At 32.8% G+C, this 21837-nt stretch carries 24 protein-coding genes; 11 read left to right on the forward strand and 13 right to left on the reverse strand.

Annotation, left to right across the window (positions count from 1 at the left end; translation table 11 throughout):
* Positions 1–174: 174 nt before the first annotated feature.
* Complete coding sequence (gene bchL, locus BS621_RS01965) at positions 175–1062, forward strand: ferredoxin:protochlorophyllide reductase (ATP-dependent) iron-sulfur ATP-binding protein (RefSeq protein ID WP_002805445.1); 888 nt, start codon at positions 175–177, stop codon at positions 1060–1062.
* Between the two features lie 6 nt (positions 1063–1068).
* Here the strand turns inward: bchL and BS621_RS01970 are convergent, their stop codons facing one another.
* The 3 genes from BS621_RS01970 to psaM form a co-directional block, all read right to left on the reverse strand.
* Entirely contained in the window at positions 1069–2073 is a 1005-nt protein-coding gene (locus BS621_RS01970) for a protochlorophyllide reductase (RefSeq protein WP_077141636.1), read from the reverse strand.
* A gap of 54 nt (positions 2074–2127) precedes the next feature.
* Positions 2128–2475 (reverse strand): hypothetical protein, encoded by a 348-nt coding sequence (locus BS621_RS01975; RefSeq protein WP_077141637.1) that lies wholly within the window; start codon positions 2473–2475, stop codon positions 2128–2130.
* An 85-nt stretch (positions 2476–2560) separates the two neighbouring features.
* Positions 2561–2665, reverse strand: a complete 105-nt coding sequence (gene psaM, locus BS621_RS01980) for a photosystem I reaction center subunit XII (RefSeq protein ID WP_025887817.1) — start codon at positions 2663–2665, stop codon at positions 2561–2563.
* A 101-nt stretch (positions 2666–2766) separates the two neighbouring features.
* On the opposite strand from psaM, the gene BS621_RS01985 reads away from it, so the two are divergent.
* Positions 2767–3522, forward strand: coding sequence for a lipoyl protein ligase domain-containing protein (locus BS621_RS01985; RefSeq protein ID WP_077141638.1), 756 nt, complete (start codon positions 2767–2769; stop codon positions 3520–3522).
* Here the strand turns inward: BS621_RS01985 and BS621_RS01990 are convergent.
* The gene (locus BS621_RS01990) at positions 3519–4742 is read right to left on the reverse strand and encodes a site-2 protease family protein (protein WP_077141639.1); all 1224 of its coding nucleotides are present in this window, start codon (positions 4740–4742) and stop codon (positions 3519–3521) included. The two genes, BS621_RS01985 and BS621_RS01990, sit on opposite strands and share 4 nt — an antisense overlap.
* A gap of 55 nt (positions 4743–4797) precedes the next feature.
* Between BS621_RS01990 and BS621_RS01995 the strand changes: the two genes are divergently transcribed.
* On the forward strand, positions 4798–5463 hold the full coding sequence (locus tag BS621_RS01995) for a phosphoribosylanthranilate isomerase (protein ID WP_077142638.1): 666 nt from the start codon (positions 4798–4800) through the stop codon (positions 5461–5463).
* Here BS621_RS01995 and folE read toward each other — a convergent pair.
* The 6 genes from folE to BS621_RS02025 all read right to left on the reverse strand — a co-directional run bounded on the left by folE (position 5450) and on the right by BS621_RS02025 (position 10847).
* A complete protein-coding gene (gene folE / locus BS621_RS02000; RefSeq protein ID WP_077141640.1) occupies positions 5450–6190 on the reverse strand; it encodes a GTP cyclohydrolase I in 741 nt (246 codons plus the stop codon). The two genes, BS621_RS01995 and folE, sit on opposite strands and share 14 nt — an antisense overlap.
* Positions 6191–6343: 153 nt before the next feature.
* On the reverse strand, positions 6344–7078 hold the full coding sequence (locus BS621_RS02005; RefSeq protein WP_077142639.1) for an SDR family oxidoreductase: 735 nt from the start codon (positions 7076–7078) through the stop codon (positions 6344–6346).
* Entirely contained in the window at positions 7053–8060 is a 1008-nt protein-coding gene (locus BS621_RS02010) for an acetyl-CoA carboxylase carboxyltransferase subunit alpha (RefSeq protein WP_077141641.1), read from the reverse strand. The genes BS621_RS02005 and BS621_RS02010 overlap by 26 nt, the downstream gene beginning before the upstream one ends.
* Before the next feature lie 3 nt (positions 8061–8063).
* Positions 8064–9104 carry a long-chain acyl-[acyl-carrier-protein] reductase gene (locus BS621_RS02015; RefSeq protein ID WP_077141642.1) on the reverse strand — a complete coding sequence of 347 codons (1041 nt, stop codon included), beginning with the start codon at positions 9102–9104 and terminating at the stop codon, positions 8064–8066.
* Between the two features lie 108 nt (positions 9105–9212).
* Positions 9213–9941 carry an aldehyde oxygenase (deformylating) gene (locus BS621_RS02020; RefSeq protein ID WP_025953569.1) on the reverse strand — a complete coding sequence of 243 codons (729 nt, stop codon included), beginning with the start codon at positions 9939–9941 and terminating at the stop codon, positions 9213–9215.
* Between the two features lie 111 nt (positions 9942–10052).
* A complete protein-coding gene (locus BS621_RS02025) occupies positions 10053–10847 on the reverse strand; it encodes a creatininase family protein (RefSeq protein WP_077141643.1) in 795 nt (264 codons plus the stop codon).
* Between the two features lie 66 nt (positions 10848–10913).
* Here BS621_RS02025 and BS621_RS02030 point away from each other — a divergent pair, with 66 nt between their 5' ends.
* The 3 genes from BS621_RS02030 to pgeF all read left to right on the forward strand — a co-directional run bounded on the left by BS621_RS02030 (position 10914) and on the right by pgeF (position 13826).
* Positions 10914–12119, forward strand: coding sequence for a S1 RNA-binding domain-containing protein (locus BS621_RS02030; RefSeq protein WP_077141644.1), 1206 nt, complete (start codon positions 10914–10916; stop codon positions 12117–12119).
* Positions 12116–13021 (forward strand): Tab2 family RNA-binding protein, encoded by a 906-nt coding sequence (locus BS621_RS02035; RefSeq protein WP_077141645.1) that lies wholly within the window; start codon positions 12116–12118, stop codon positions 13019–13021. The genes BS621_RS02030 and BS621_RS02035 overlap by 4 nt, the downstream gene beginning before the upstream one ends.
* A gap of 100 nt (positions 13022–13121) precedes the next feature.
* Positions 13122–13826 (forward strand): peptidoglycan editing factor PgeF, encoded by a 705-nt coding sequence (pgeF, locus tag BS621_RS02040; protein ID WP_083703279.1) that lies wholly within the window; start codon positions 13122–13124, stop codon positions 13824–13826.
* Positions 13827–13832: 6 nt separating this feature from the next.
* Here the strand turns inward: pgeF and BS621_RS02045 are convergent, their stop codons facing one another.
* The 3 genes from BS621_RS02045 to hemH form a co-directional block, all read right to left on the reverse strand.
* A complete protein-coding gene (locus tag BS621_RS02045) occupies positions 13833–14183 on the reverse strand; it encodes a hypothetical protein (RefSeq protein ID WP_077141647.1) in 351 nt (116 codons plus the stop codon).
* Positions 14184–14251: 68 nt separating this feature from the next.
* The gene (gene ilvB, locus BS621_RS02050) at positions 14252–16015 is read right to left on the reverse strand and encodes a biosynthetic-type acetolactate synthase large subunit (protein WP_077141648.1); all 1764 of its coding nucleotides are present in this window, start codon (positions 16013–16015) and stop codon (positions 14252–14254) included.
* Between the two features lie 136 nt (positions 16016–16151).
* Positions 16152–17327 (reverse strand): ferrochelatase, encoded by a 1176-nt coding sequence (gene hemH, locus BS621_RS02055; RefSeq protein WP_077141649.1) that lies wholly within the window; start codon positions 17325–17327, stop codon positions 16152–16154.
* A 65-nt stretch (positions 17328–17392) separates the two neighbouring features.
* Here hemH and BS621_RS02060 point away from each other — a divergent pair, with 65 nt between their 5' ends.
* The 5 genes from BS621_RS02060 (at position 17393) to BS621_RS02080 (ending at position 21823) form a co-directional block, all read left to right on the forward strand.
* Complete coding sequence (locus tag BS621_RS02060) at positions 17393–18562, forward strand: site-specific integrase (protein ID WP_077141650.1); 1170 nt, start codon at positions 17393–17395, stop codon at positions 18560–18562.
* 34 nt (positions 18563–18596) lie between these two features.
* Positions 18597–19289, forward strand: coding sequence for a cob(I)yrinic acid a,c-diamide adenosyltransferase (cobO, locus tag BS621_RS02065; RefSeq protein WP_077141651.1), 693 nt, complete (start codon positions 18597–18599; stop codon positions 19287–19289).
* Between the two features lie 128 nt (positions 19290–19417).
* On the forward strand, positions 19418–20122 hold the full coding sequence (gene pyrH, locus BS621_RS02070) for a UMP kinase (protein ID WP_077141652.1): 705 nt from the start codon (positions 19418–19420) through the stop codon (positions 20120–20122).
* 22 nt (positions 20123–20144) lie between these two features.
* A complete protein-coding gene (frr, locus tag BS621_RS02075; RefSeq protein WP_011818029.1) occupies positions 20145–20693 on the forward strand; it encodes a ribosome recycling factor in 549 nt (182 codons plus the stop codon).
* On the forward strand, positions 20690–21823 hold the full coding sequence (locus BS621_RS02080; protein ID WP_077141653.1) for an NAD(P)/FAD-dependent oxidoreductase: 1134 nt from the start codon (positions 20690–20692) through the stop codon (positions 21821–21823). Before frr ends, BS621_RS02080 begins: the two co-directional genes overlap by 4 nt.
* Positions 21824–21837: the final 14 nt, after the last annotated feature.

Here is a 21837-nt window from a genome sequence, read left to right on the forward strand (position 1 = left end):
TTAATTTAGCCATGAGTATTTTCACTCATAACTTAACAGATTAAATTCTAAAATTGTAGTTATAAGAACATATTTCCTGCTTTTAATACAATTGAATACATATTTGTTTAGAAACATATTTCATGTGTATTTACGCTGCAAGAATATAAATAATAATGTGTTTTAAAGCTTTAAATGACAAGTACTATAAATAAACCTCTTGATGGGGAAGGGAGTGTTCAAGTAAAGCAAGATCCTAAAATAAATATCGAAGAAGGGGCTTTAGTTATTGCCGTATACGGAAAGGGCGGCATCGGGAAATCAACTACATCATCAAACCTATCTGCAGCATTCTCAAAATTAGGGAAAAAGGTTCTTCAAATTGGATGTGATCCAAAGCACGATAGCACCTTCACTTTAACTCACAAAATGGTGCCAACAGTTATCGACATTCTCGAAGAGGTAGATTTTCATAGCGAAGAATTAAGACCAAACGATTTTATGTTTGAAGGATTTAATGGCGTAATGTGTGTTGAAAGTGGCGGTCCTCCTGCTGGGACAGGATGCGGGGGATATGTAACCGGTCAAACAGTTAAACTATTAAAAGAACATCATTTATTAGAAGATACTGACGTTGTTATTTTTGATGTCCTAGGAGACGTCGTTTGCGGAGGATTTGCAGCTCCATTGCAACATGCAAATTATTGTCTAATTGTTACTGCTAATGATTTCGATTCAATATTCGCTATGAATAGAATTGTTTCTGCAATTAAAGCAAAAGCAAAAAATTATAAAGTCAGATTAGGTGGAGTAGTCGCAAATAGATCGAAAGACACAGATCAAATTGATAAATTCAATGAAAGAACAGGTTTAAAAACTATGGCCCACTTTAAAGATGTCGACGCAATTAGAAGATCAAGACTTAAAAAATGCACCATTTTTGAAATGGAACCAACTGAAGATGTTATTGAAGTTCAAAATGAATATTTATCTCTTGCCAAAAATATGCTTGAAAACGTAGAACCCTTAGAAGGAAATCCACTAAAAGATAGAGAAATTTTTGATTTATTAGGATTTGATTAGTCTAAATTAATCTAATCCAACCAACCGGCTTGTTAAATCATAAGTTTGTTGAGAGGTCTTGGTATCAATTATTCTTTTTGACAACTTTTGAGAAAAAGCTTTTCTGCCAATTTTCTGACGATTTCCCCAGCTCCAATGGACTGATGGTTTAGCAAATTCTTTATAAGTTGCCACTTGAGCGACCCTCTCCCCTGCCAGTCTTTGTGAAACATATCCTTTTGTTATGAATTTTTGAAATATCGGGAAAAGTAATCTAAATAACCAAGGTGTATCTCTAAAAAGTTTTGTATCAGCTACACATCCAGGATATAGAGAATTTACAATAATCTTCTCTGCATGATATCTTTTTGACAATTCCTGAACGGTCACCATATTGCAAAGTTTACTATCCTTATAAGCCTTACCAGGTTTAAATTTCTTTCCATTTGCCATACTTATTGGAGATAAAAAACCATTTTTGAATCCAGATAAATCTCCCAAATCAGCTGGGGCAGGGATGGGGATCCTTCCTCCAAGTTCTGAATAATTAGCCGTAACGGTCCCTAATACTGTAATTCTTGGCTTGAATACAGTTGATTTGCCATTTAAAATAATTTCTCTTTCAGAAGATAAAATATTTTCCATAAGTAGGTTTATCATAAGAAAATGCCCAAAATGATTTACTGCCATAGAGTTTTCAAACCCCTGAGCAGACCTTTCAGGTCTCTTTAGTCTCGGTTTATAAACTGCTGCATTACAAATAAGAGAATTTATTGGCTTCTTAAATCTTTCTAATATTTCATCACAACCTTTTCTCACATCATCCAAGTTAGAAAGATCTATTTCTATAAAGTGAATATTTTTAACTTCCTCTTTTGTCAAGGATTCCTCAGCTATTTTTATAGCTCTCTTATTTGATCGATTAACTGCTATAACCTCCCATCCAAATCTTAATAGAGGTTTTAGAGTATTTAATCCAACTCCTGAAGTCGTTCCTGTTATTAGGGCTAAACCCTTAATGTCTTTACTCACTAGCAAAAAAGTTAATTGAGAAATAAAAAGTAGAATGATTCAAAATCATCCTTATCAACGCCATATTACTCTGATAATGTCCCTAGAAATTATTTGATCCTGATCCTTCATAAATCTTTGCTCACCTTCAGAAGAGAATAAATCATCAAACTTATCTGTTAAAGCATTAAATCTATATTTTTCGTATAAAAATGAGTCTTCAATTTCCCTTAATCTGATCAGCCTTACCTTAGAACTATAGCCAAGCTTAATCAGGCTTATTATTGCTAAAAGTGAAAAGCTAATTTTTATAATTAAAAAAATCAATAATACAAAATTATCCTGTTTATGTTGTCTTTTTATAAATACAGACAATAAATATTTTTTTTGGAAAATACTATTTTTATAAAAAGATTTTGACAAATTAAGAACTTGATTTTTTTACTGAAAAAATTAATTCAGTCTTACTTTATTATTACCTTATAAATTTTAAATTTTCTAATAGATTTTAGTTCCTACCTAAACTAATTCCTAGTCTTAATGCTAAAACTCCTGCATGCATAACAACTATGAGGCTTAATGCAATAAGATTTATTGTTTGAGTTGGCTCCATGGTAAAAAAATTATTTTCTATATTCTCCACCGAAAAGAGAAGATTTGAAACACTATTACAAAATGATGTTACGTAATTAACAAATTGAAAGAAAAAATTTATTGAAAATTATCATAAATAAACCTACAAAGTTAATTTTGGGAATTGCAAATCAGGCTTTAATTTTTTCAACAAATAATTTACCTGGATTTGATCAAATGGCTTTAGATTTAAATTCTTTAAATCAGACAATTTCGAATCCTGAAATAATTCTCACATTGAGGTTCTACTATTGGACTGGGGATTGGCTTTCAATTGGCTATCACCAAAAGGAAATTCCTCTTCATTGGAAAAATTTATTATCAAATGGGGAAATTAATATTGTTAGACGTCCCTCTGGAGGGGGTGCTGTTCTGCATTCAGGAGGCATAACATATTCATTAACATTTAAAAAAAGTTACTATAAAGTCCTAAGTTATGAAATGGTTAATAATTGGTTAATTAAAAGTTTTAGAGAATTAGGTTTAAACTTACAATATGGTAATTTACGAAAATCAAGCATTCAAACAAATTGTTTTGGGACTTCATTAATTTCTGATTTAGTTGATCAGGATGGGTTTAAGAGAATAGGTAGTGCTCAATTTCGTAAAAAAGGTGCATTCCTTCAACATGGAGAAATTCAAACAAATCCTTCAAGAGATTTGTGGTTCAAATTATTCAAAGAAGAAGCTCCACCAAAAGTAAATTTAAAACTAACAAATGATGAAATAGTTCAACATTTGAGAAATTCATTCCTGAAAAATAAATCAAATATAAATTTCAAAAATGTGGCCATAGATAATAAAAAAGTAAAAAATTTTAATGAAAAGAATTATTAAAGATCTCCTTTCTGTTTCATTGAATTAATTATTCTCGGCAATTCAATTCCTAAGGGATAATGATTTTTAAAGTTTAATTTGTTAACAATATCTGAAGGCAAATTAAAACCTAATTTATTCAAGACAAAGTTTCCAATTTTTGACCTATCAATTATTCCCAAAGGGATATCTGCAGCATTGAGAACCAATAAAAAACCTTCATTTGTTTCTTCAAGTCTTTCTATAGTTCTCCATAACTTGTCGTTATAAGATACACTTTCAAAACTATCGATTGGTTTTTTAAAATCTCCAACAAAGTTCCGTTCCCATTTTTTTAAGGAAACAGTCTTTAAAATATTCTCATCAACAAAACCGGTCCATCTACCATTATTCGTAACAAAAAAATATTTATCCAATGCATCCTTTTTATTTTTTATTAATTTATTAAATTCTGAAAAATTTGCATCGTATTCAATTTTCCTCAAAGGCTTTAATTTGATCTCAGAAACTTTACCAAATTTAAGTATGTTTTCAATTTTAAAAAATTGACTTTCAGATTTTGATGAATTAACTCCAAACAAGCCCAAAAAAGAAAGAATAAAACCGAAGTAAAAGTTAAATCTAAATAAACAAATTATCCCAAAGAATAAAACAAAAAAAGATAGTGATAAATTTACTTTATTAAGGAAATTTCTTCCTTTATTTTTACTCCCTGAGAAATGCCAAATAATACTTTTTAATAAATTCCCCCCATCTAAAGAACCAATTGGAATCAAATTTAAGAAGCCTAAGAATAAATTAAATATGCCTACTCTTGAAATTACATTAACTGCTATTTGTTCTTGAGATGCACTGTTATTACTGATTGAAAGTAGGATAAATGCTGTGGCGAAACATAAAAGAGGTCTAACAATTGCAATTTTTATATTACCTAAGGCAGTTTGACAATACTTATCTATTTGTAAAATTGCTCCTAAAAAATAAAAAGTAATTTTTTTTATTTTTACACCTTGATTAAGTGAAACAAAAGTATGAAAGATCTCATGAAAAATAATTGAAGATAATAAGAAAAAAGAAGTTAAAAACCCTATAATCCAAGCTTCTTTATTATTGTAGATATCGCCAGAAGATAAATTGACCTGATTACTTATACTCCATGAGAATAAAAAGAGAATAACAAACCAATAGGGATGAACTTTAAAGGGAATTCCCCATATTTTAAAAATTTGCCAACTTCTCAAAAATAATCTCCGCTATATTTATCAATAATATTAATCTTACATGCAGCATAATGATATGCCCAAGACTAATCCGTTAGTTAAAGTTTGTGGACTAACTTCTGAAGAACAAGCTCTTCAAGTCGCTAAATTAGGAGCGAATGCTATTGGCATTATTTCGGTTAAAGAGTCTCCAAGGTATGTATCAGCTGAAATCAAGAAAAAAGTATTTAAAACCCTCGAAAATTTTTACCCAAAAATCGAGAGGGTAACTGTTGTGCAAAATTGCCCTATAGATTTGATTATCAAAAACTTCTTAGGCAACCCAAGTGAAACTATCATTCAATTACATGGAGATGAAGATATTGATTATTGCAAAAAAATAAGGAAGCAAATTCCCAATATTGGCTTATGGAAGGCTTTCAGAATAAAAACGGAAGAGGATATAGATAAAGTAAAACCTTTTGAGGATTTTGTTGATGCGATACTACTTGATTCTTGGAATAAAGAGACTTATGGAGGTTCAGGGAAAAAAATAAATTCTATTTATCTAAAGAATCTGCAATTCAGCAAACCATGGTGGTTAGCAGGTGGAATATCAATTCAATGGATTGATGAAATCCTCACTGACTTAAAGCCAGATGGACTAGATATTTCAAGTAGTATTGAAATATTTCCAGGTTACAAAGATATTAAAAAAACAGAGGAACTTTTTAAGTTGTTAAAAGGATTTAGTAATTATTAGTAGCGGATTGCTGTTTTACAAGCTCAAAAAATTCTTGTTTTAAACTTAAATCGTGTCTAAAATCTCCTCTCACAACAGAATTAATCATGCTTGTATTTGGCTCTTTGACTCCCCTCCACTTCATACAATAATGTTGGGCCTTTACAATAATGCCTAAGCCTTTAGGTTCGCACAGTTTTTCAATTTCATCTGCAAGGATCATTACAGCCTCTTCCTGAATATGAGGTCTTGAGAAAACCCAATCAGCAACTCTAGCAAATTTCGAAAGTCCTATTACTTTATTTCCGGGTTTAATACCTATCCAACACTCTCCAAGAATTGGAACTAAGTGGTGTGAGCATGCAGATCTGACAGAAATTGGGCCAACTGTATATATTTCATCAAGATTTTTGTCATTAGGGAAACTTGTGACTTTAGGTTGTTCATGATATCTACCTTTAAAAACTTCATTTAAATACATTTTTGAAACTCTTTCAGCAGTTTCTTGAGTATTATGATCATTTTCTACATCTATTACGAGGGACTTTAGTAAGTCTTTAATTCTTGAGGCTACTTCTTTTTCTAAAATTTCTAATTCACCTGGATTTATAAAGTCAGAAATATTATCATTAGCGCTAAACCTTTTCCCAGAATTCTTAACTCTGTCTCTTATAATTTCAGAAATTAGTTTATTAGTAATCTGGTCGTCAAAGTTTCTAATATTATCGTTGGGTAATGTAGAGGTCATAAAATTCTAAACAGAAAATTGTATGCAACTTAATTAACTGTATCTTCAAAAAGCTTAATTGCTCATATACTATATCACATTCTCTTGTTCAATCGGGTTCAAGTAGCACTAAAAAAAATCACTGTTTTAAGATTAGTCAGATAAACAGAATGTTTAAAAGGCTCCTCCAGAAGGCATTAAAGTTAAGTCTTCAATCAGTTGAGATTCAGGTTGTTGAGCCATATAGAGAATAGTATCTGATACTTCGCTTGAGGAGAGCATAGAAGTTCTATCAAAATCAGCATTGATAGATTCTGAGTCCCAAAGAGGAGTATTTACTGAACCTAAAGTTATCGTACACGCTCTTATTGAATTAGATCTCTCCTCTTCCCTCAAGCATTTAGTAAACATTGCTAATGCAGATTTTGAAACACAATAAGCTCCCCATTGGGGGAATGCATTATATGAGGCATGACTACTAACATTAATCACCAAACCACCATTTTTTCTCATTTGAGGGATTATTGAGCTGCAAATTTGAAAAACACTTGTGAGGTTTATTTGAATAGTTTGTTCCCATTGACCTAAATCCATTTCAACTAAAGGTCCATTAAATGCGCAACCGGCATTATTTATCAATACTGAAGGACACCCATACTTCTCAATTGCTTCTTTAACACAATTCTCTATTTCTAAAGGATTAGATAAATCGCATTTAATTAGGTTAATTTTTGATTTAGTAGTCAAAAGTTCGCTTTTTAGTTTCTCCAATAAATCCATATTCCTGGAGAGTAAAATTAAATCCCAGCCAGCATTGGCAAAAGTAATTGCGGTAGATCTACCAATACCTTTCGTAGCACCTGTTATAAAAGCTAGTTTCAAGTTATTCGGTTTTTTGGGGGATTTCACTATAAATCTCTTCAATATTATTTGCTTCGATAAATTTTCCTAAAACTCTGAACTTTTTGTATCTTTCCTCAATTAATTGGTCTTCAGGCATTTGAAGTAGAGCATTCAGGTGTTTCTCAATAGCCTCTTTTAGTGTATTACCAGCATCTAAAGGAGCCCAATTATTCCCACCAGAAGGTTCTGGTAAAACCTCATCTATAATACCTAATTTAAGTAAATCATTGCCTGTAATTTTAAGTGCTGATGCCGCTTCTGGTGCCTTCGCAGCATCTCTCCACAAAATTGATGCACATGCTTCTGGACTAGCAACCGTATAAACACTGTGTTCAAACATTAGTAACCTATCGGCGACACCTATTCCAAGTGCGCCTCCTGAACCTCCTTCTCCAATGACAGTAGCAATAATTGGAACTTTCAATCCAAACATCTCTCGAAGGTTTCTTGCAATTGCTTCACCTTGACCTTGTTCCTCAGCTTTTAAACCAGCATAAGCTCCAGGAGTATCAATAAATGTAAGAATTGGCAAAGCGAATCTATTTGCATGCTGCATTAATCTAAGAGCTTTTCTGTAACCTCCTGGTTTTGCCATCCCAAAGTTTCTAACTACATTTTCTTTTGTATCCCTTCCTTTTTGATGCCCTAACATCAACACTGGTCTATTATTTATCGAACCTATCCCCCCAATTAATGCCATATCATCGCCACCATTTCTGTCTCCGTGTAATTCAATCCAGTCATCACAAAACATTTGAACAAAGTCCAAAGTACTTGGTCTTTGAGGATGTCTAGCCACCTGAATCTTTTGAGCAGGGGTGAGAGATTTAAATATTTCTTCTCTTCTTCTAGCAGCTAAGGTTTCAAGCTGTAGAAGCTGTTGACTAACATCTACCTCTGAATCTCGAGCTAATTCTTTAATTTGCTCTATCTGCTTCTCAAGTTCAACAAGAGGCTTTTCAAAATCAAGAAGGTAACGCTTAGCCATGATTTAGACAGTTAATACTTTAGGCTGCTTATCAAGTCCAATGGCGGAAAAACCATGCTTTAATGAAGCTGCTCCAATAAATTCCATCTTTTCAAGAGAAATGTTATTTCTTCCCCAACTAAAGTTTGTATGACACTTTTCAAATTCTAAAATCATAGCTTCTGCAAAGCAAGCAAACATCTCTCTCTGAGGGTTTTGCATTTCCGCAAGTTCCATCATATTCCAACCAATATCATTGAAAAACTCTACTATACCTCCTTTTAAAACATAAATATTTTCACCCTGAAATTTCTCATCAAGATTTTTGGGGTATCCACCATCAATCATTAAACATGGTTTTTTTAAGTTGTCAGTATCAATTTCAATAGTTTTAGGCATACTTGCAACCCACACAACAATGTCCGCCTGAGGCAATGCCTCATCCAAACTTGTTATGGTGCCGCCATCTAATTCTTTTTGTAAGAGAGCTAGAGGTTCTTGTTGTCTTGCTACCATAAGAAGTTCTGAAATCCCAGTTTTATTGATAAGCCACCTACAAACAGCGCTACCAATATCACCTGTAGCACCAATCACAGCAACAGTTGCTTTTTTAAGGTCTATCCCGATGCGAGGAGCATTTATTTCTAGTTGCTTACAAATAACCCAGGCAGTATGAGTATTGCCAGTAGTAAACCTTTCCCACTCTAATGAAGTATTTCTAATTTGTTTATGCTGTAGAAGATTAAAATTCTCAAAAATAATAGAAGTAAATCCTCCTAAAGCGGTAATATTAATCTCTTTTTTCTGAGCTAGTTCCATAGCATTTAGTACTTTTCTTCTAGCGGTTTTAAATCTAGAAAGCATTTCAGGAACAAAGCACGAATCAATATAGGAACCTTCAATAGATATTCCAGTTGCACTCTTAACTTCTACATTTTCAACAAGCTGAGGAGGAGCAGTACACCAAACATCCAAGTCGCCATCAGCAATATGATCAAAGCCTAGCATCGAAGCTTTTCTTTTTGCATCTTCAAAACTGGTTGAGTGACCTATTAACCCAAACATTTAAAATTTATAAATGGTTTCTATACGATGTTATGAACAATAGCACAGAGGTAACTACTTAAATAGGTTTGATTAATTATTAAAAGCCTTAATTAATTAGAGAAGTAATTAGACGATAGCTGCCATAGCCATTCTTGCAATTTCTCTATTATCTAGACCTATTTCCATCAATGTATCTTGATAAGCAATCATAAATTCTTCCATCAGTTCTTCTCTGTCCATAGCTAAAACTGATGCGTCATCTGCTACTTCATCTAACATCTTTTTAATTAACGGAAGATTAACCTTATTAGCTTCCATTAATTCCTCTTTACAGGTTGATAGATTCTCTTTAAGCCACTCTTGACCATAATTTAAATGAAGATATTCATCTTTAACCACTCCCTCTGTTATTTTTTTTGCAAAAGGATCCGCAACTCTTATGTAGACGTTATAAGCAGAAATTGCGAATGCTTCAATTAAGATGGCTTGTATTAAAAGACATGTTGTTAAATTTCCTTTTTCGAGAGCAACTTGAAAATTACCATGTAATTTAGAAAAGAATTTTTTAGCAAAATCCATATCAGCTACTACACCTAAATTTCTTCCACATGCAGTAAAGCCTTTTTTATGCTTCATTTCCATTCTCGCCAATTTAGTTAGTTCTTCTAACTCATTTGGAATTAAAGTTGCTATTGAAATGTAATTATCATGAGCCTCTTGCTCTCCCTCTATAACAATTGCATTTATTCTGCTATATGCATCCTTATAAGAATCTGTAGTGAAGTCGGGTAAATCTAAAGAAATCGGATTAATCGATTCTTCAATAGTTTTTTTATTTGATTCTAGAGTTTGCATGTCAGTAATCTTTAGCTCATTATGCATGAATATTACACGATTATAGAGAGTTTATTTAAATATCATGAAAATAGTTTCAATTGTTAAGTCACATTTTTTACTTAAACTAATTTAAGAATTGTTTGGCCAATCTGATTGCATCAGATTCATAATCAATTTGAACCAATGATTAATCAATAATTCCTTTAAATCTTTTCCTAAAGACTCATTTGCTCCTCTACTATCTCCAATAACACCTGATTTACTGAAGTCGTCAGTAAGCCAAGCAGTAGGCGCTTTCCCCTCTAGACTCCACCCTTCTGGGATTTGTCCTTTAATGCCCTCATTAGGGCGTTCATCACCTACTAATTCTGGTTTTAAAGCGAGCATCAAACTTGTTTCAGCCAAAGAGGCATGAAGCCCATCCTCGATCTCAGTTTTTGTTAACAATTCACTTAATCCATTAACACCACTCCATAGAAAACAAGGGAAAACTGCCATCCCTGGTGAGAAACTTCTTAGCTCTCTTGCTGCTGTATTTAGTAGTGAGATTTGACCTCCATGTCCATTTATTAATATCAATCTTTTAAAACCCATTTCAGATAATTGACCTCCGACTTCCTTAATCATTGAGGTTATTAAATTTGAAGAAAGTGAAATTGTCCCAGCAAAACCTTTATGTTCTGGCGAAAACCCAATATATTGAGTTGGAAGTTTTTTTAATGGAATATCGGAAGGTAATAATTTAAAAACTTCGCTAATGATGTCATCAACAAAAATACTATCTGTAGCAAGAGGCAAATGAGGTCCATGTTGCTCTACAGCACCAAATGGCCAAATCACTGTAGATCTTTTTTCTTTTGCAATACTCTCAATTTCTTGCCAATTTAAATATTCAAATTTATTAGATATTGGTTTAAAGTTCATTAATTTTAATTTTGAGTATTAACATTTAGAGTATGTTAATAATTAATTATTCTTATTTTACCTACGATGGGAGCAAGTAATAAAAATGCCCAAGATAATATCCAACCAAAGGGCAATAAAAAACCTCTTCAGGTACTTCACATAAGCAAGAAAGATTCTCAAGAAATAAATTATGAGCAAAACAATTCGCAAGAAGACATAAAAAAAGAAAATATTGCAATCAAACCTCAAATCACTAAAGATAATTCAGTAAAAGAAATTGAGGAAAGTAGTGAAAAGATTAAGGATTTTGATATTTCTCAACAAGATTTAACTCCACAAGACTTCAATAGACCGCTTAATTTTTCTGAGCAAAATACAGATTTTCAATTAGAAAGAACAGTTGATGAATTCGATTTTGATGAAAGTGCTTTTTTGGAGGCTTTAAATGCAAATGAGCCAATTGGGGCTACTGGAGAAACAATTTCAGGAAAGGTTATAGCAATCGAAAGTGATGGATTATATGTTGATATTGGTGGAAAGGCACCTGGTTATATGCCCAAAAAAGAATGTAGTTTGGGTGTCATAACTAACTTTAAAGAAAAGTTTTCTATAGGCCTTGAGATGGAAGTTTTGGTTATCAAAGAACAAAATGCTGATGGGATGGTAACAGTGAGCGCTCGAGCATTAATTCTCAGGCAAAGTTGGGAGAAAGTATCAAGTTCCGCAAAAAATGGAGAATTAATTAACGTTTTAATTAATGGATTTAACAGAGGTGGGCTTACTTGTGATGTAGATGGATTAAGAGGATTTATCCCCAGATCCCAACTTGAAGATGGTCAAGATTATCAATCTTTTGTAGGCAAAAATCTAAAAGTGGCGTTTCTTGAGGTTAATCCAGAATCCAGAAAATTAGTTCTCTCTGAGAAGAAAGCATCATTAGTTTCTAGACTTACAAGTCTTGAATTAGGTCAATTAATTGAAGGAGAAGTTTTAGCTGTAAAGCCATATGGCTTTTTTATTGATTTAGGGGGAGCTAGTGGGCTTCTTCATCAATCCTCACTAACAAATGGATCGATTCGCTCTTTACGAGAAGTTTTTAGAGAAGGGGAAATTATAAAAGCTTTGATATCTGAAATTGACCTCGAAAAAGGGCGCATTGGTCTCAATACAGCACTCCTGGAAAACTCTGCGGGAGAATTAATTATTGATAAGCAAAAAGTTATGCAAGAAGCCACAGAGAGAGCATTAAAAACTAAAGCACTCTTCGATAAAAAAGATCAAGATAAATGAACATCAACAAAAAAATAGAGTCAAGTCTTAAATTAAAAATTTCAGATTGGGAATTAGACTTTTACTCAAGACCAATTATTGAATCAAACGGAAAAAAAAGGTGGGAGTTAATTATTTGCTCTACAAGAAGTTATAAGACAGAAGATATTTTTCTTTGGAATAAAAAATGCCCTGCCAATGAAGTTAACTCAGTATGGCTTACAAAAGCACTAAATGAAGCAATAAGTGAAGCAAAAAAACAAGGTTGGGAGAAACCTTCAATAGTTCGATTCTGGAGGTCGTCAATGAAATCAATCATTAAAAAATCTCTGGAAGCCCTTAGTATTGAGGCTATTGTAAGTAGGAGAACTTACGATTTATTAGATAGAATCGAATTTCTCGAGAAAGAGATTTATCCAAAGGAAAAAGGTTATGTAAGAGGTGTATTAGCCCCTACTTTTTCTTCTAAAATGGAAAATCCTCCTCAACCTCTGCCAGAAGCAGTGAGGGGCGATGCTTTAACTATCTCTGAAATATCAATTGGCGAATTAAAATCAGCAGAAAATTGGCCTATAGAATTTGGAGATATTTTCCCAATTCAGCAAGGTTTAGATGATAATTACCTAGTTCCAGGATTAAGACTTTTTAGCAAAGATAGATCTTTAGCACTTTCTGCATGGTTCAGTTGTTTAGAACCTATTAAATTAGTCATGAATAAGAACCAACTCATACTTGAAGCTTCAGAAGATGATAAGTGGCTGGTAACTGATTTACCAGAAAAAGATGCAAAGAATTTAAATACAAAATTTTTAGAGAATAAAAAAAATTCTTTTGGTTATCAATTTATTTCCATACAGTCAACGCCTTATATCGAAAAATTTGCAGGATTCTGGATCTTAAGAGATATTGAATTAATTACATAAATTCAGTTTAGGAGCAGGAACTATTCCTTACAAAGAAATATATTTCTCAAAAGATGAAATTTATATTCAAAATAAAAAATTTGAGTATTATTCATCACCTATTCTTAGTCAAAATAATTTCAAACATGCATACTTCACGAAGTCTTGCTCTGAGAAATCTCTTCAATTATTAGGGAATCACTTTAATGAAAATTCTATAAATTGTGTTTCCAATCAAATTCATAGTAATGTGATAGTGTTTGGATCTCATTCGCAAAAAGGAACTAAGACTGATGCAGATGGTCTGGTTGGCAATAAATGCAGTCAAAACTTATGGGTTTATACAGCTGATTGTATGCCAATATTTTTTGCAGATAAAAGGACAAGAAATGTAGCAACCTTGCATTGTGGAAGAAAAGGTTTAGAAAAAAAAATAATAAAAAATCTGGTAAAAATTTTCGATACTTTTGGGACATCTAGAGATGAGTTACTTGTTGCAATAGGACCAGCGATTTCCAAGGAAAATTATCTAGTTGATAAAATTACTCTCAAAGAATTTTATAGAAAGGCCGAAAACAAAAACATAACTGTCAAATTGACTAAAACTAAAAAAGATTTTTGTTTTAATGATTCAAATCACTTCAGAGAGCAAAACTTAAATCAAATTGATCTAAAAAGATCTGCCTATAGACAACTTTTAAATGAGAAAATCCCTTATACAAATATAGACATCTCAAATTTATGCACATACAAATTCAATAATGAATTTTATTCCTGGAGAAGGAGCAAAACAATCTCAAGACAATGGAATCTTATTTGCTCATAAAGATAATTAACTTGGACAAATTTCACTACTTAAGTTATTAGCGACCAATAATTCCGTCATCTCCTTAGTACCTTTAATATTAAAAACTTTGGCTATCAAAACATTCTCTTTGAAACCAAAAGGCTTTATTTTCACTTTTCTCCCCCTTGGGAATTCACTCTTAAGTAGATTAGTTGCTTCAATCTCATCATTTTCATTTACATCTATACAAAATAATTCAATAGTTAAATTTCTATTTTGATCCCCCACCAAAATAGTATTTGAACTTTTAATTTGAAGAATTTCGGCTGAGTTTACAATTACAGGATTAAGAAAAATCAAACAAATTATAATTAAAATTTTTGATAATTTTTTCAATTCAGAAATTTCTAAGTTTTTAAAATTATCTTAAAGTTAATTTTTTAAAATGAGGAGTTTTTAAAAAATTAGTCTTCACAATTAACATATCCAACCATTTGAGCATTACTTTTACCAGGAGGAACCATTGGATAACAATTTTCACCTCTTCTGACAAGGATATTAATCAAGGCAGGGCCGTTATGATCAAGCGCATTTTCTAATTCATTCTGCAATTGTTTTCTATCAGAAATTAAATACCCCTTTACTCCAAAAGACTCAGCAAGTTTTACAAAATCAGGTTCACCACAACTCATATCAGATGAGGAATATCTTTCATCATAGAAACTTTCCTGCCATTGTCTTACCATACCTTGCCAGCGATTATTGATAATAATCAATTTCACCTTTAGACCATATTGAGATAAGGTTCCTAATTCTTGAATATTCATTAAGACACTTGCATCTCCTGCAATACAAATTACATCTGAATTAGGTAAGGCTGCTTTTACTCCAATTGCTGCTGGCAATCCAAAACCCATGGTTCCTAAGCCTGCACTACTAATCCATTTTCTTGGAGAATTCCTAAGATATTGAGCAGCCCACATCTGGTGTTGTCCTACATCTGTAGTTATATAAGCTTCTGGTGAAAGTTCCCTCACTTTTAAAAGAACTTCCTGAGGATAAATTTCTCCTTCTTCAGGCGGTTCATATAAAGGGTGTTTATGTTTCCAAGAATCAATTTTTTCTAACCAGTTTTTCGTACGACAAGTAAATTTGTTTTTTAGAGATTGTTCATTAATTTTCAGAACAGCTTTTGAAACATCAGCAACAATTGCAACATCTACACGTCTATTTTTATTAACTTCTGCTGGGTCGATATCTATATGAATTACCTTTGCATTAGGTGCAAAAGTATCTAATTTTCCTGTCACCCTATCATCGAATCTAGCCCCAATAGCAATTAAAAGATCGCATCCTGTAACAGCAAAATTTGCATAAGCAGTTCCATGCATTCCTAACATCCCTACTGATAAATTATCTTTTTCATCAAAAGCTCCCTTACCCATTAAAGTTGTGGTAACTGGTATTTGATAATTCTTTGCCAAAGTTTTTATTTCATCATGAGCTCCTGAAGATATTGCGCCACCTCCTACGTATAAAAGAGGTCGTTCAGAATCTTCTATTAGTTTAATTGCTTTGTTGATATCGCAATCATTAATTTCTCCATTCCTTTTAAATCCTTTAGGAATAATCTCACCAGGCAAAACTCTTTGGTAATTAAAGAACTCCTGACCTACATCTTTGGGTATATCAATTAAAACAGGGCCAGGCCTTCCAGATGAGGCTATAAAAAAAGCCTCAGATACTACTTTCGCGATATCTTTAGGATCCCTTATTACCCATGAATGTTTCACTATTGGAAGAGTGATGCCAAAAATATCAGTTTCTTGAAAAGCGTCTGTCCCTATAGCAGGTCTTGGGACTTGACCTGTAACTACAACTAGAGGGACTGAATCCATTTGCGCAGTGGCGATTCCAGTTACCAAATTTGTTGCCCCTGGGCCTGAGGTTCCAAAACATACTCCTACTTCACCAGTAGATCTTGCATATCCATCAGCCGCATGTGAACCACCTTGTTCATGCCTAACCATATAGTGCTTTAACCAACCATCTTGTTCTGCCTTATGAACAGCATCATATATTGGTAGTATGGCTCCCCCAGGATATCCAAATATAACTTTTACTCCATGAATTTTTAGAGAATCCATTAGTGCATCTGCACCAGTTATCCAAACTGGATTTTCATGTTTTGAACTACCCTTTGAAAAGGATCTCGAAGTAAGGGTCACTAAAGAAATTCAATATTTACTATAAATATTAAACTCAATTAAATACTTTTGCCTTATTTAGAAATGTAATGTCAGAAATATATTCAAAAACATCTTTTAAAAATTCAAAAATTTTCAAAAAAATAACAATTTTTCTTTATAAAATGCCTAATTTATGTAAGGGTCCAGAACCTGAAATAAGTTCAATAAAAAGCACAAGAAAAATAATCATTGCAACCCTTCCGTTCCACACCTCTGAACTATTATTCCAACCCCATTGCCACTTCTCTTGAGGATAAAGTTTAACTTTTTCAGGTAACTGAGAAGCCTCCTCTATATTTACTAGAGGTCCTTCCAAGCAGGAAATCACTAGATCACTAAGACCTTCAATAAAAGTAGGATGAGTATTTAGAGCCTTAACTCTCCGAAAGTTTTTAATACCAGCCTTTTCAGCAATTTCTTTATATTCAATATCAATTTCTTGCAATGTTTCGATATGCTCTCCAACGAAACTTATGGGGACCACAATCAGATCATTAACATTTGACCTTCCAAGATCAGCTAACACTTCTTCTGTATAAGGCTTCAACCATTCAACAGGACCAACTCTACTTTGATAAGAAAGTGTATGAGGGTTACTATGACCTAAACATTTTTCCAACTCATTTATAATTAATAAAGAACAATCTTCAATCTGTTGCTTGTAAGGGTCTCCAGCTTCCTCTACGTAACTCTTAGGAACTCCATGAGCTGTGAAAAATATATGGGCTTTTGAAGGTGATTCACAAAGTGAAATCTGTTCAGAAATTAATTCGACCATAGACTTTAAATAACCTGATTGACTGAACCAACTCCTTACACATCTCATTGGAACCTTCTTAAATTCATCATCAGAATCTCGCAATTTTTTTAATTCTCTAAAGCTCGAACCACTAGTACTTATCGAAAAATGCGGATATAAGGGTATTACAACAACTTGATCTATGCCATCTGCTTTCATATCAGCAATTGCAGATTCTGTAAAAGGATGCCAATACCTCATAGCGATGTAGGTAGTGGCATTAAACCCCTTGTCCCTTAATTTAGATTGTAATTCTCTTGCTTGTTGTTCAGTTATCCTTCTGATGGGTGAACCTCCACCTATGGAAAGGTAGGCCTGTTGTGAAGTAGTACTCCTAAGAGTGCTAATTAACCAAGCTAGTGGCTTTTGAAATACAGGGAATGGTGTCCTGATAATTTCTGTATCAGAAAAAAGATTGTATAAGAATGGGCCAACATCAGTAATGCGCTCAGGCCCTCCTAAATTCATTAGTAAGACGCCTATTTTATCCATTTAAAATTTATGGAGATTGAAAATCAACATTAAAAACGTCATTATATGGTCAATTATATAAGTAAATGAACGTAATTCAGGAAATTAATAATGTCAATGAAAAATTTGCTACCAAAGGCAGCAAGCTAAAAATCGAGAAAAGAGGAGAGAAATTAAATATTCGTGGTTCACTACCCTCAAAGGAAGATAACAAAAACTTTAAAATTCAAAGAATATCTCTTGGCTTAAAGGCTGATATTTCTGGGTTAGAGGAAGCCAAAAAAAAATTGCAATTAATCAATTTACAATTGGAATTAAATCAATTTGATTGGATTAATTGGATAAGCAAACCTTATAAAAAGGAAATAAAAGATGGTTTTGAATTCCCAAAAAGATTAAATCAATTTGAGGAATTTTTTTTTAAAGAAAATAAAAGTGATTTTCGAACCAGCACTAGAAAAACTACTTGGAGAAGTTCTTACAAACCATATATGAAAAGAATCCTAGATGTTTATAGTGATCACGAAAATGAAGCTTTAGAAAAAATATTTCAGAAAACACTTGAAAGTTATAAGGAAGGTACCAGAAGTAGGAAACAATGCGCTACCTCTCTAAGCGTTTTAGCAAAGTTTTTGGACATTAAACTGCCAGAAGATTGGAAATTAAATTCTAGAGGATATGGTCTGAACAAAGCAGGATTTAGGGATCTACCTAAAGACGAATTAATAGAGAAACTGTGGGAGACGATACCAAACAAGTCTTGGAAATTTGTTTTTGGTCTGATGGCTACTTATGGATTAAGGAATCATGAAGTATTTTTTTGTGATTTAAGTTCTCTTACTAATTTTGGAGACAAAATTATAAGAGTTTTGCCTACGACTAAAACTGGGGAACATCAAGTTTGGCCATTTCATCCTGAATGGGTGGAAAAGTTCGAATTATCAAAACTTGGCGAAAATCCAGAACTTTTACCAAACATTAATAGAGACCTTAAAGTGACAACCTTACAGAATATTGGAAAAAAAATTACAGACCAGTTTAAGCGTTACTCTTTGCAAATAAAACCTTATGATCTAAGGCATGCTTGGGCAGTTAGAACAATTTTTTATGATTTACCTGATACTGTGGCTGCCAGAATGATGGGGCATTCGGTTAGTTTACATACTCAAACCTATCACCATTGGATTACTAAAAGAGATCAACAACAGGCAGTGAATAATGCACTTTTAAAAGTTACAAGAGTAAAAAATATTTAAAGATTTATAATAATTAAATAAAATTAAGGGTCATATGCAAGAAAAACCTTCATTTTCCGAGAAAATACTTAACCTCGATAATCAAGCAAATAAACTTGGAATGGGAGGTAAATTATCATCAGATAGCGATGAGAGCTCATATAAAAAAAGAATGCGGCAAAGAAAAGATATTCAAGCCCAAAGACTAGAAATTAGAAAAACAAAAAAAGGATTATTGATTGTTTTCACAGGAAATGGTAAGGGCAAGACAACTGCATCTTTGGGTATGGCTTTAAGGACTATAGGGCATGGTTATAAAGTGGCGATAATTCAATTTATCAAGGGCGGCTGGACTACTGGAGAAGAAAAAGCACTTAAAAACTTTTCTTCAAACCTATCTTGGCATTCATTAGGAGAAGGATTTACTTGGGAAACTCAAGATAGAATTAGAGATGAAAAATTAGTTCAAGAGGCGTGGCAATTAGCCAAAAAATACATCCAAAACGAATCTTATAAACTTATCATTCTTGATGAAATTAATATTGCTACAAAACTTGGTTATCTTGCTCCCGAAGAAATAATAACCTTTTTAAAAAGCTTAAATAATAGAAAAAATCATATTGTTTTAACTGGAAGGGGAGCATCTGATTCAATTATCAATTACGCTGATTTAGTTACTGAGATGAAACTCATACGACATCCATTTAAAGAACAAGGAATAAAAGCGCAAAAGTGTGTTGAATTTTAGTTGTAGTAAATTATTATTTAAAATTTTCTTTAGGCAAGTTTAGAAATGTTTAAAGACGCAAGCAATATCTGAACAAAAAATAAAATTGGTACATTTACTTGCTAAGGTCTTAAAAGTACAATTATTGAATGGCTTACAAAAGAGTTCTCTTAAAACTTAGTGGTGAAGCACTAATGGGTGAAAAACCTTATGGTATTGATCCTGCTATAGTCCAGTCAATTGCAGAGGATGTTTCAAAAGTAGTCGAAAATAATGTACAACTTGCAATAGTTGTTGGTGGTGGAAACATTTTTAGGGGGCTTAAAGGGTCTGCAGACGGAATGGATCGCGCGACTGCTGATTATGTAGGGATGCTAGCAACAGTAATGAACGCAATTTCACTTCAAGATGGTCTTGAGAGAGTAGGAGTTGCAACCAGAGTGCAAACAGCAATCGAAATGCAGGAAATTGCCGAACCCTATATCAGAAGGAGAGCCATGAGGCATCTAGAAAAAGGCAGAGTTGTAGTCTTCGGAGGTGGATGCGGAAATCCATTTTTTACAACTGATACTACGGCAGCTTTGAGGGCAGCAGAGATAAACGCTGAAGTTGTTATGAAGGCTACTAAAGTTGATGGAGTATACGATCGTGATCCTAATAAATTTAAAGATGCAAAAAAATATTCCTCTCTCAGTTATCAACAAGTTCTTAGTGATGAAATTGCAGTTATGGACAGTACTGCGATTGCACTCTGCAAAGATAATAATATCCCAATTATGGTTTTTGATATATTCAAAAAAGGAAATATTTCCAAAGCTGTTGCTGGTGAGCCAATAGGCTCTTTAATTAGTTAAGGATCATTTAATTTTTTTAATTATGAAAGAAAAAGAAATTCAAGAAAATATGAATAAAAGTATTGAAGCCACACAAAGAAACTTTAATACAATCAGGACAGGCAGAGCTAATGCTTCCTTATTAGACAGAGTAAGTGTTGAGTACTATGGAGCAGAAACACCAATCAAATCGCTTGCCACTATAAGCACTGTTGATTCGCAAACAATTTCAATACAACCTTTTGATATTTCATGTTTACAAGCGATAGAGAAATCTATTTCTATGAGTGATTTAGGTATTACTCCAAATAATGATGGGAAAGTAATAAGAATAAATGTTCCTCCTTTAACAGAAGAAAGAAGAAAAGAATTTTGTAAATTAGCCTCTAAATATGCAGAGGAAGGAAAAGTAGCTTTGAGAAATATCAGAAGAGATGCTGTTGATAAAGAAAAAAAAGACGAAAAAGATGGCCTTATTTCTATTGACGAATCGAGAGATAATCAATCTGAAATTCAGAAAATTACCGATAAATATATTGCTTTAATAGAAACTAAATTGTCTGAAAAAGAGAAGGAAATTCTAAAAGTTTGATAGAATTTGATGTTGTAATAATTGGTGGAGGTTTATCAGGATCATCCACCGCCCTTAACCTATCAAAGAAAGGATATTCAGTTTTAATTATTGAAAAAGAAAAATCTCAAGATTACAAACCATGTGCAGGGGGGATGGCATCTTCAATGCAAAGATTTCTTCCTTTAAATATTGAAGATTGCATAGAATCAAAAATTAAGAATGTTGAATTCAGATGGAAGGCTGCAGATAATGTAACTGCTGATCTGACTGGTGAATCCCCATTTTGGATTGTTAAAAGAGAAAAACTAGATCAATTATTACTTGATGAATCCTTGAGTAATGGAGCTCAGATAATGAGGCCATTATTAATAGAAAAAATCATAAAAAAAATTGATAAATGGGAAATTTCTTGCAATAACAAAATAAAATATATTACAAAATTTCTTGTAATTGCAGATGGGTCCCAATCGAAATGGGCGAGTTATTTCAATTTAGGACCAAGAAAACCGAAATTTGCAAACACACTCTCATTAAGATTGAAAGGGTTAGGTGAAATACCTAGAGATGCAGTTAGATTTGAGTTTGGATTTATAAAATATGGTTTTGCATGGGCATTCCCCTTAAAAGAAAGCTTAAATATTGGTTTAGGTACTTTTATAAATAATGGTCTTTTAGAAAATCAGGCTATAAATAAACAAGTAATCAGAAGCTTCGGTTTTGATGATTTTCCTCATAAAATAATTATTAAGAAACTGAGAATATGGAATGGCTTCCACTCAATTAATGGTGACAAAGTTTTAGCGGTTGGAGATGCAGCATCTCTATGTGATCCATTTTTAGCTGAAGGAATTAGACCATCTTTAATTAGCAGTTTTTATGCTGCAGAATACATAGACCAGTCCCTATCAGGAAAAGTAAATGATTTAAATCTTTATACAAAAAAAATTAACAACATTTGGGGGAAATCAATGGCTTGGGGGAGGCGAATAGCTCAAGTATTTTATAGATTTCCCAGAACTGGATATCAATTAGGTGTCAAAAGAAAAACAGCACCTAAACGTATTGCTCAAATATTATCAGGAGAAATGAGTTATGAAGATATTGCAAAAAGAGTTATTAGAAGGCTTTTAACAAAAAGTGGGACTTAATACTTTTCAATTTA

It is taken from the genome of Prochlorococcus sp. RS04 (genome assembly GCF_001989455.1).
GTDB lineage: Bacteria > Cyanobacteriota > Cyanobacteriia > PCC-6307 > Cyanobiaceae > Prochlorococcus_A.

Excerpts from the sequence above, each read along its gene's own strand:
- BS621_RS02020 (WP_025953569.1), bottom strand. The coding sequence starts at position 9,941 with ATGCAAACTCTAGAATCAAATAAAAAAACTATTGAAGAATCGATTAAT.
- BS621_RS02035 (WP_077141645.1), top strand. The coding sequence starts at position 12,116 with ATGAACATCAACAAAAAAATAGAGTCAAGTCTTAAATTAAAAATTTCA.
- frr (WP_011818029.1), top strand. The coding sequence starts at position 20,145 with ATGAAAGAAAAAGAAATTCAAGAAAATATGAATAAAAGTATTGAAGCC.
- BS621_RS02025 (WP_077141643.1), bottom strand. The coding sequence starts at position 10,847 with ATGAACTTTAAACCAATATCTAATAAATTTGAATATTTAAATTGGCAA.
- hemH (WP_077141649.1), bottom strand. The coding sequence starts at position 17,327 with ATGGATAAAATAGGCGTCTTACTAATGAATTTAGGAGGGCCTGAGCGC.
- folE (WP_077141640.1), bottom strand. The coding sequence starts at position 6,190 with ATGACCTCTACATTACCCAACGATAATATTAGAAACTTTGACGACCAG.
- BS621_RS02060 (WP_077141650.1), top strand. The coding sequence starts at position 17,393 with ATGAACGTAATTCAGGAAATTAATAATGTCAATGAAAAATTTGCTACC.
- pyrH (WP_077141652.1), top strand. The coding sequence starts at position 19,418 with ATGGCTTACAAAAGAGTTCTCTTAAAACTTAGTGGTGAAGCACTAATG.
- BS621_RS01995 (WP_077142638.1), top strand. The coding sequence starts at position 4,798 with ATGCCCAAGACTAATCCGTTAGTTAAAGTTTGTGGACTAACTTCTGAA.
- bchL (WP_002805445.1), top strand. The coding sequence starts at position 175 with ATGACAAGTACTATAAATAAACCTCTTGATGGGGAAGGGAGTGTTCAA.
- cobO (WP_077141651.1), top strand. The coding sequence starts at position 18,597 with ATGCAAGAAAAACCTTCATTTTCCGAGAAAATACTTAACCTCGATAAT.
- BS621_RS02015 (WP_077141642.1), bottom strand. The coding sequence starts at position 9,104 with ATGTTTGGGTTAATAGGTCACTCAACCAGTTTTGAAGATGCAAAAAGA.
- BS621_RS02010 (WP_077141641.1), bottom strand. The coding sequence starts at position 8,060 with ATGGCTAAGCGTTACCTTCTTGATTTTGAAAAGCCTCTTGTTGAACTT.
- psaM (WP_025887817.1), bottom strand. The coding sequence starts at position 2,665 with ATGGAGCCAACTCAAACAATAAATCTTATTGCATTAAGCCTCATAGTT.
- BS621_RS02030 (WP_077141644.1), top strand. The coding sequence starts at position 10,914 with ATGGGAGCAAGTAATAAAAATGCCCAAGATAATATCCAACCAAAGGGC.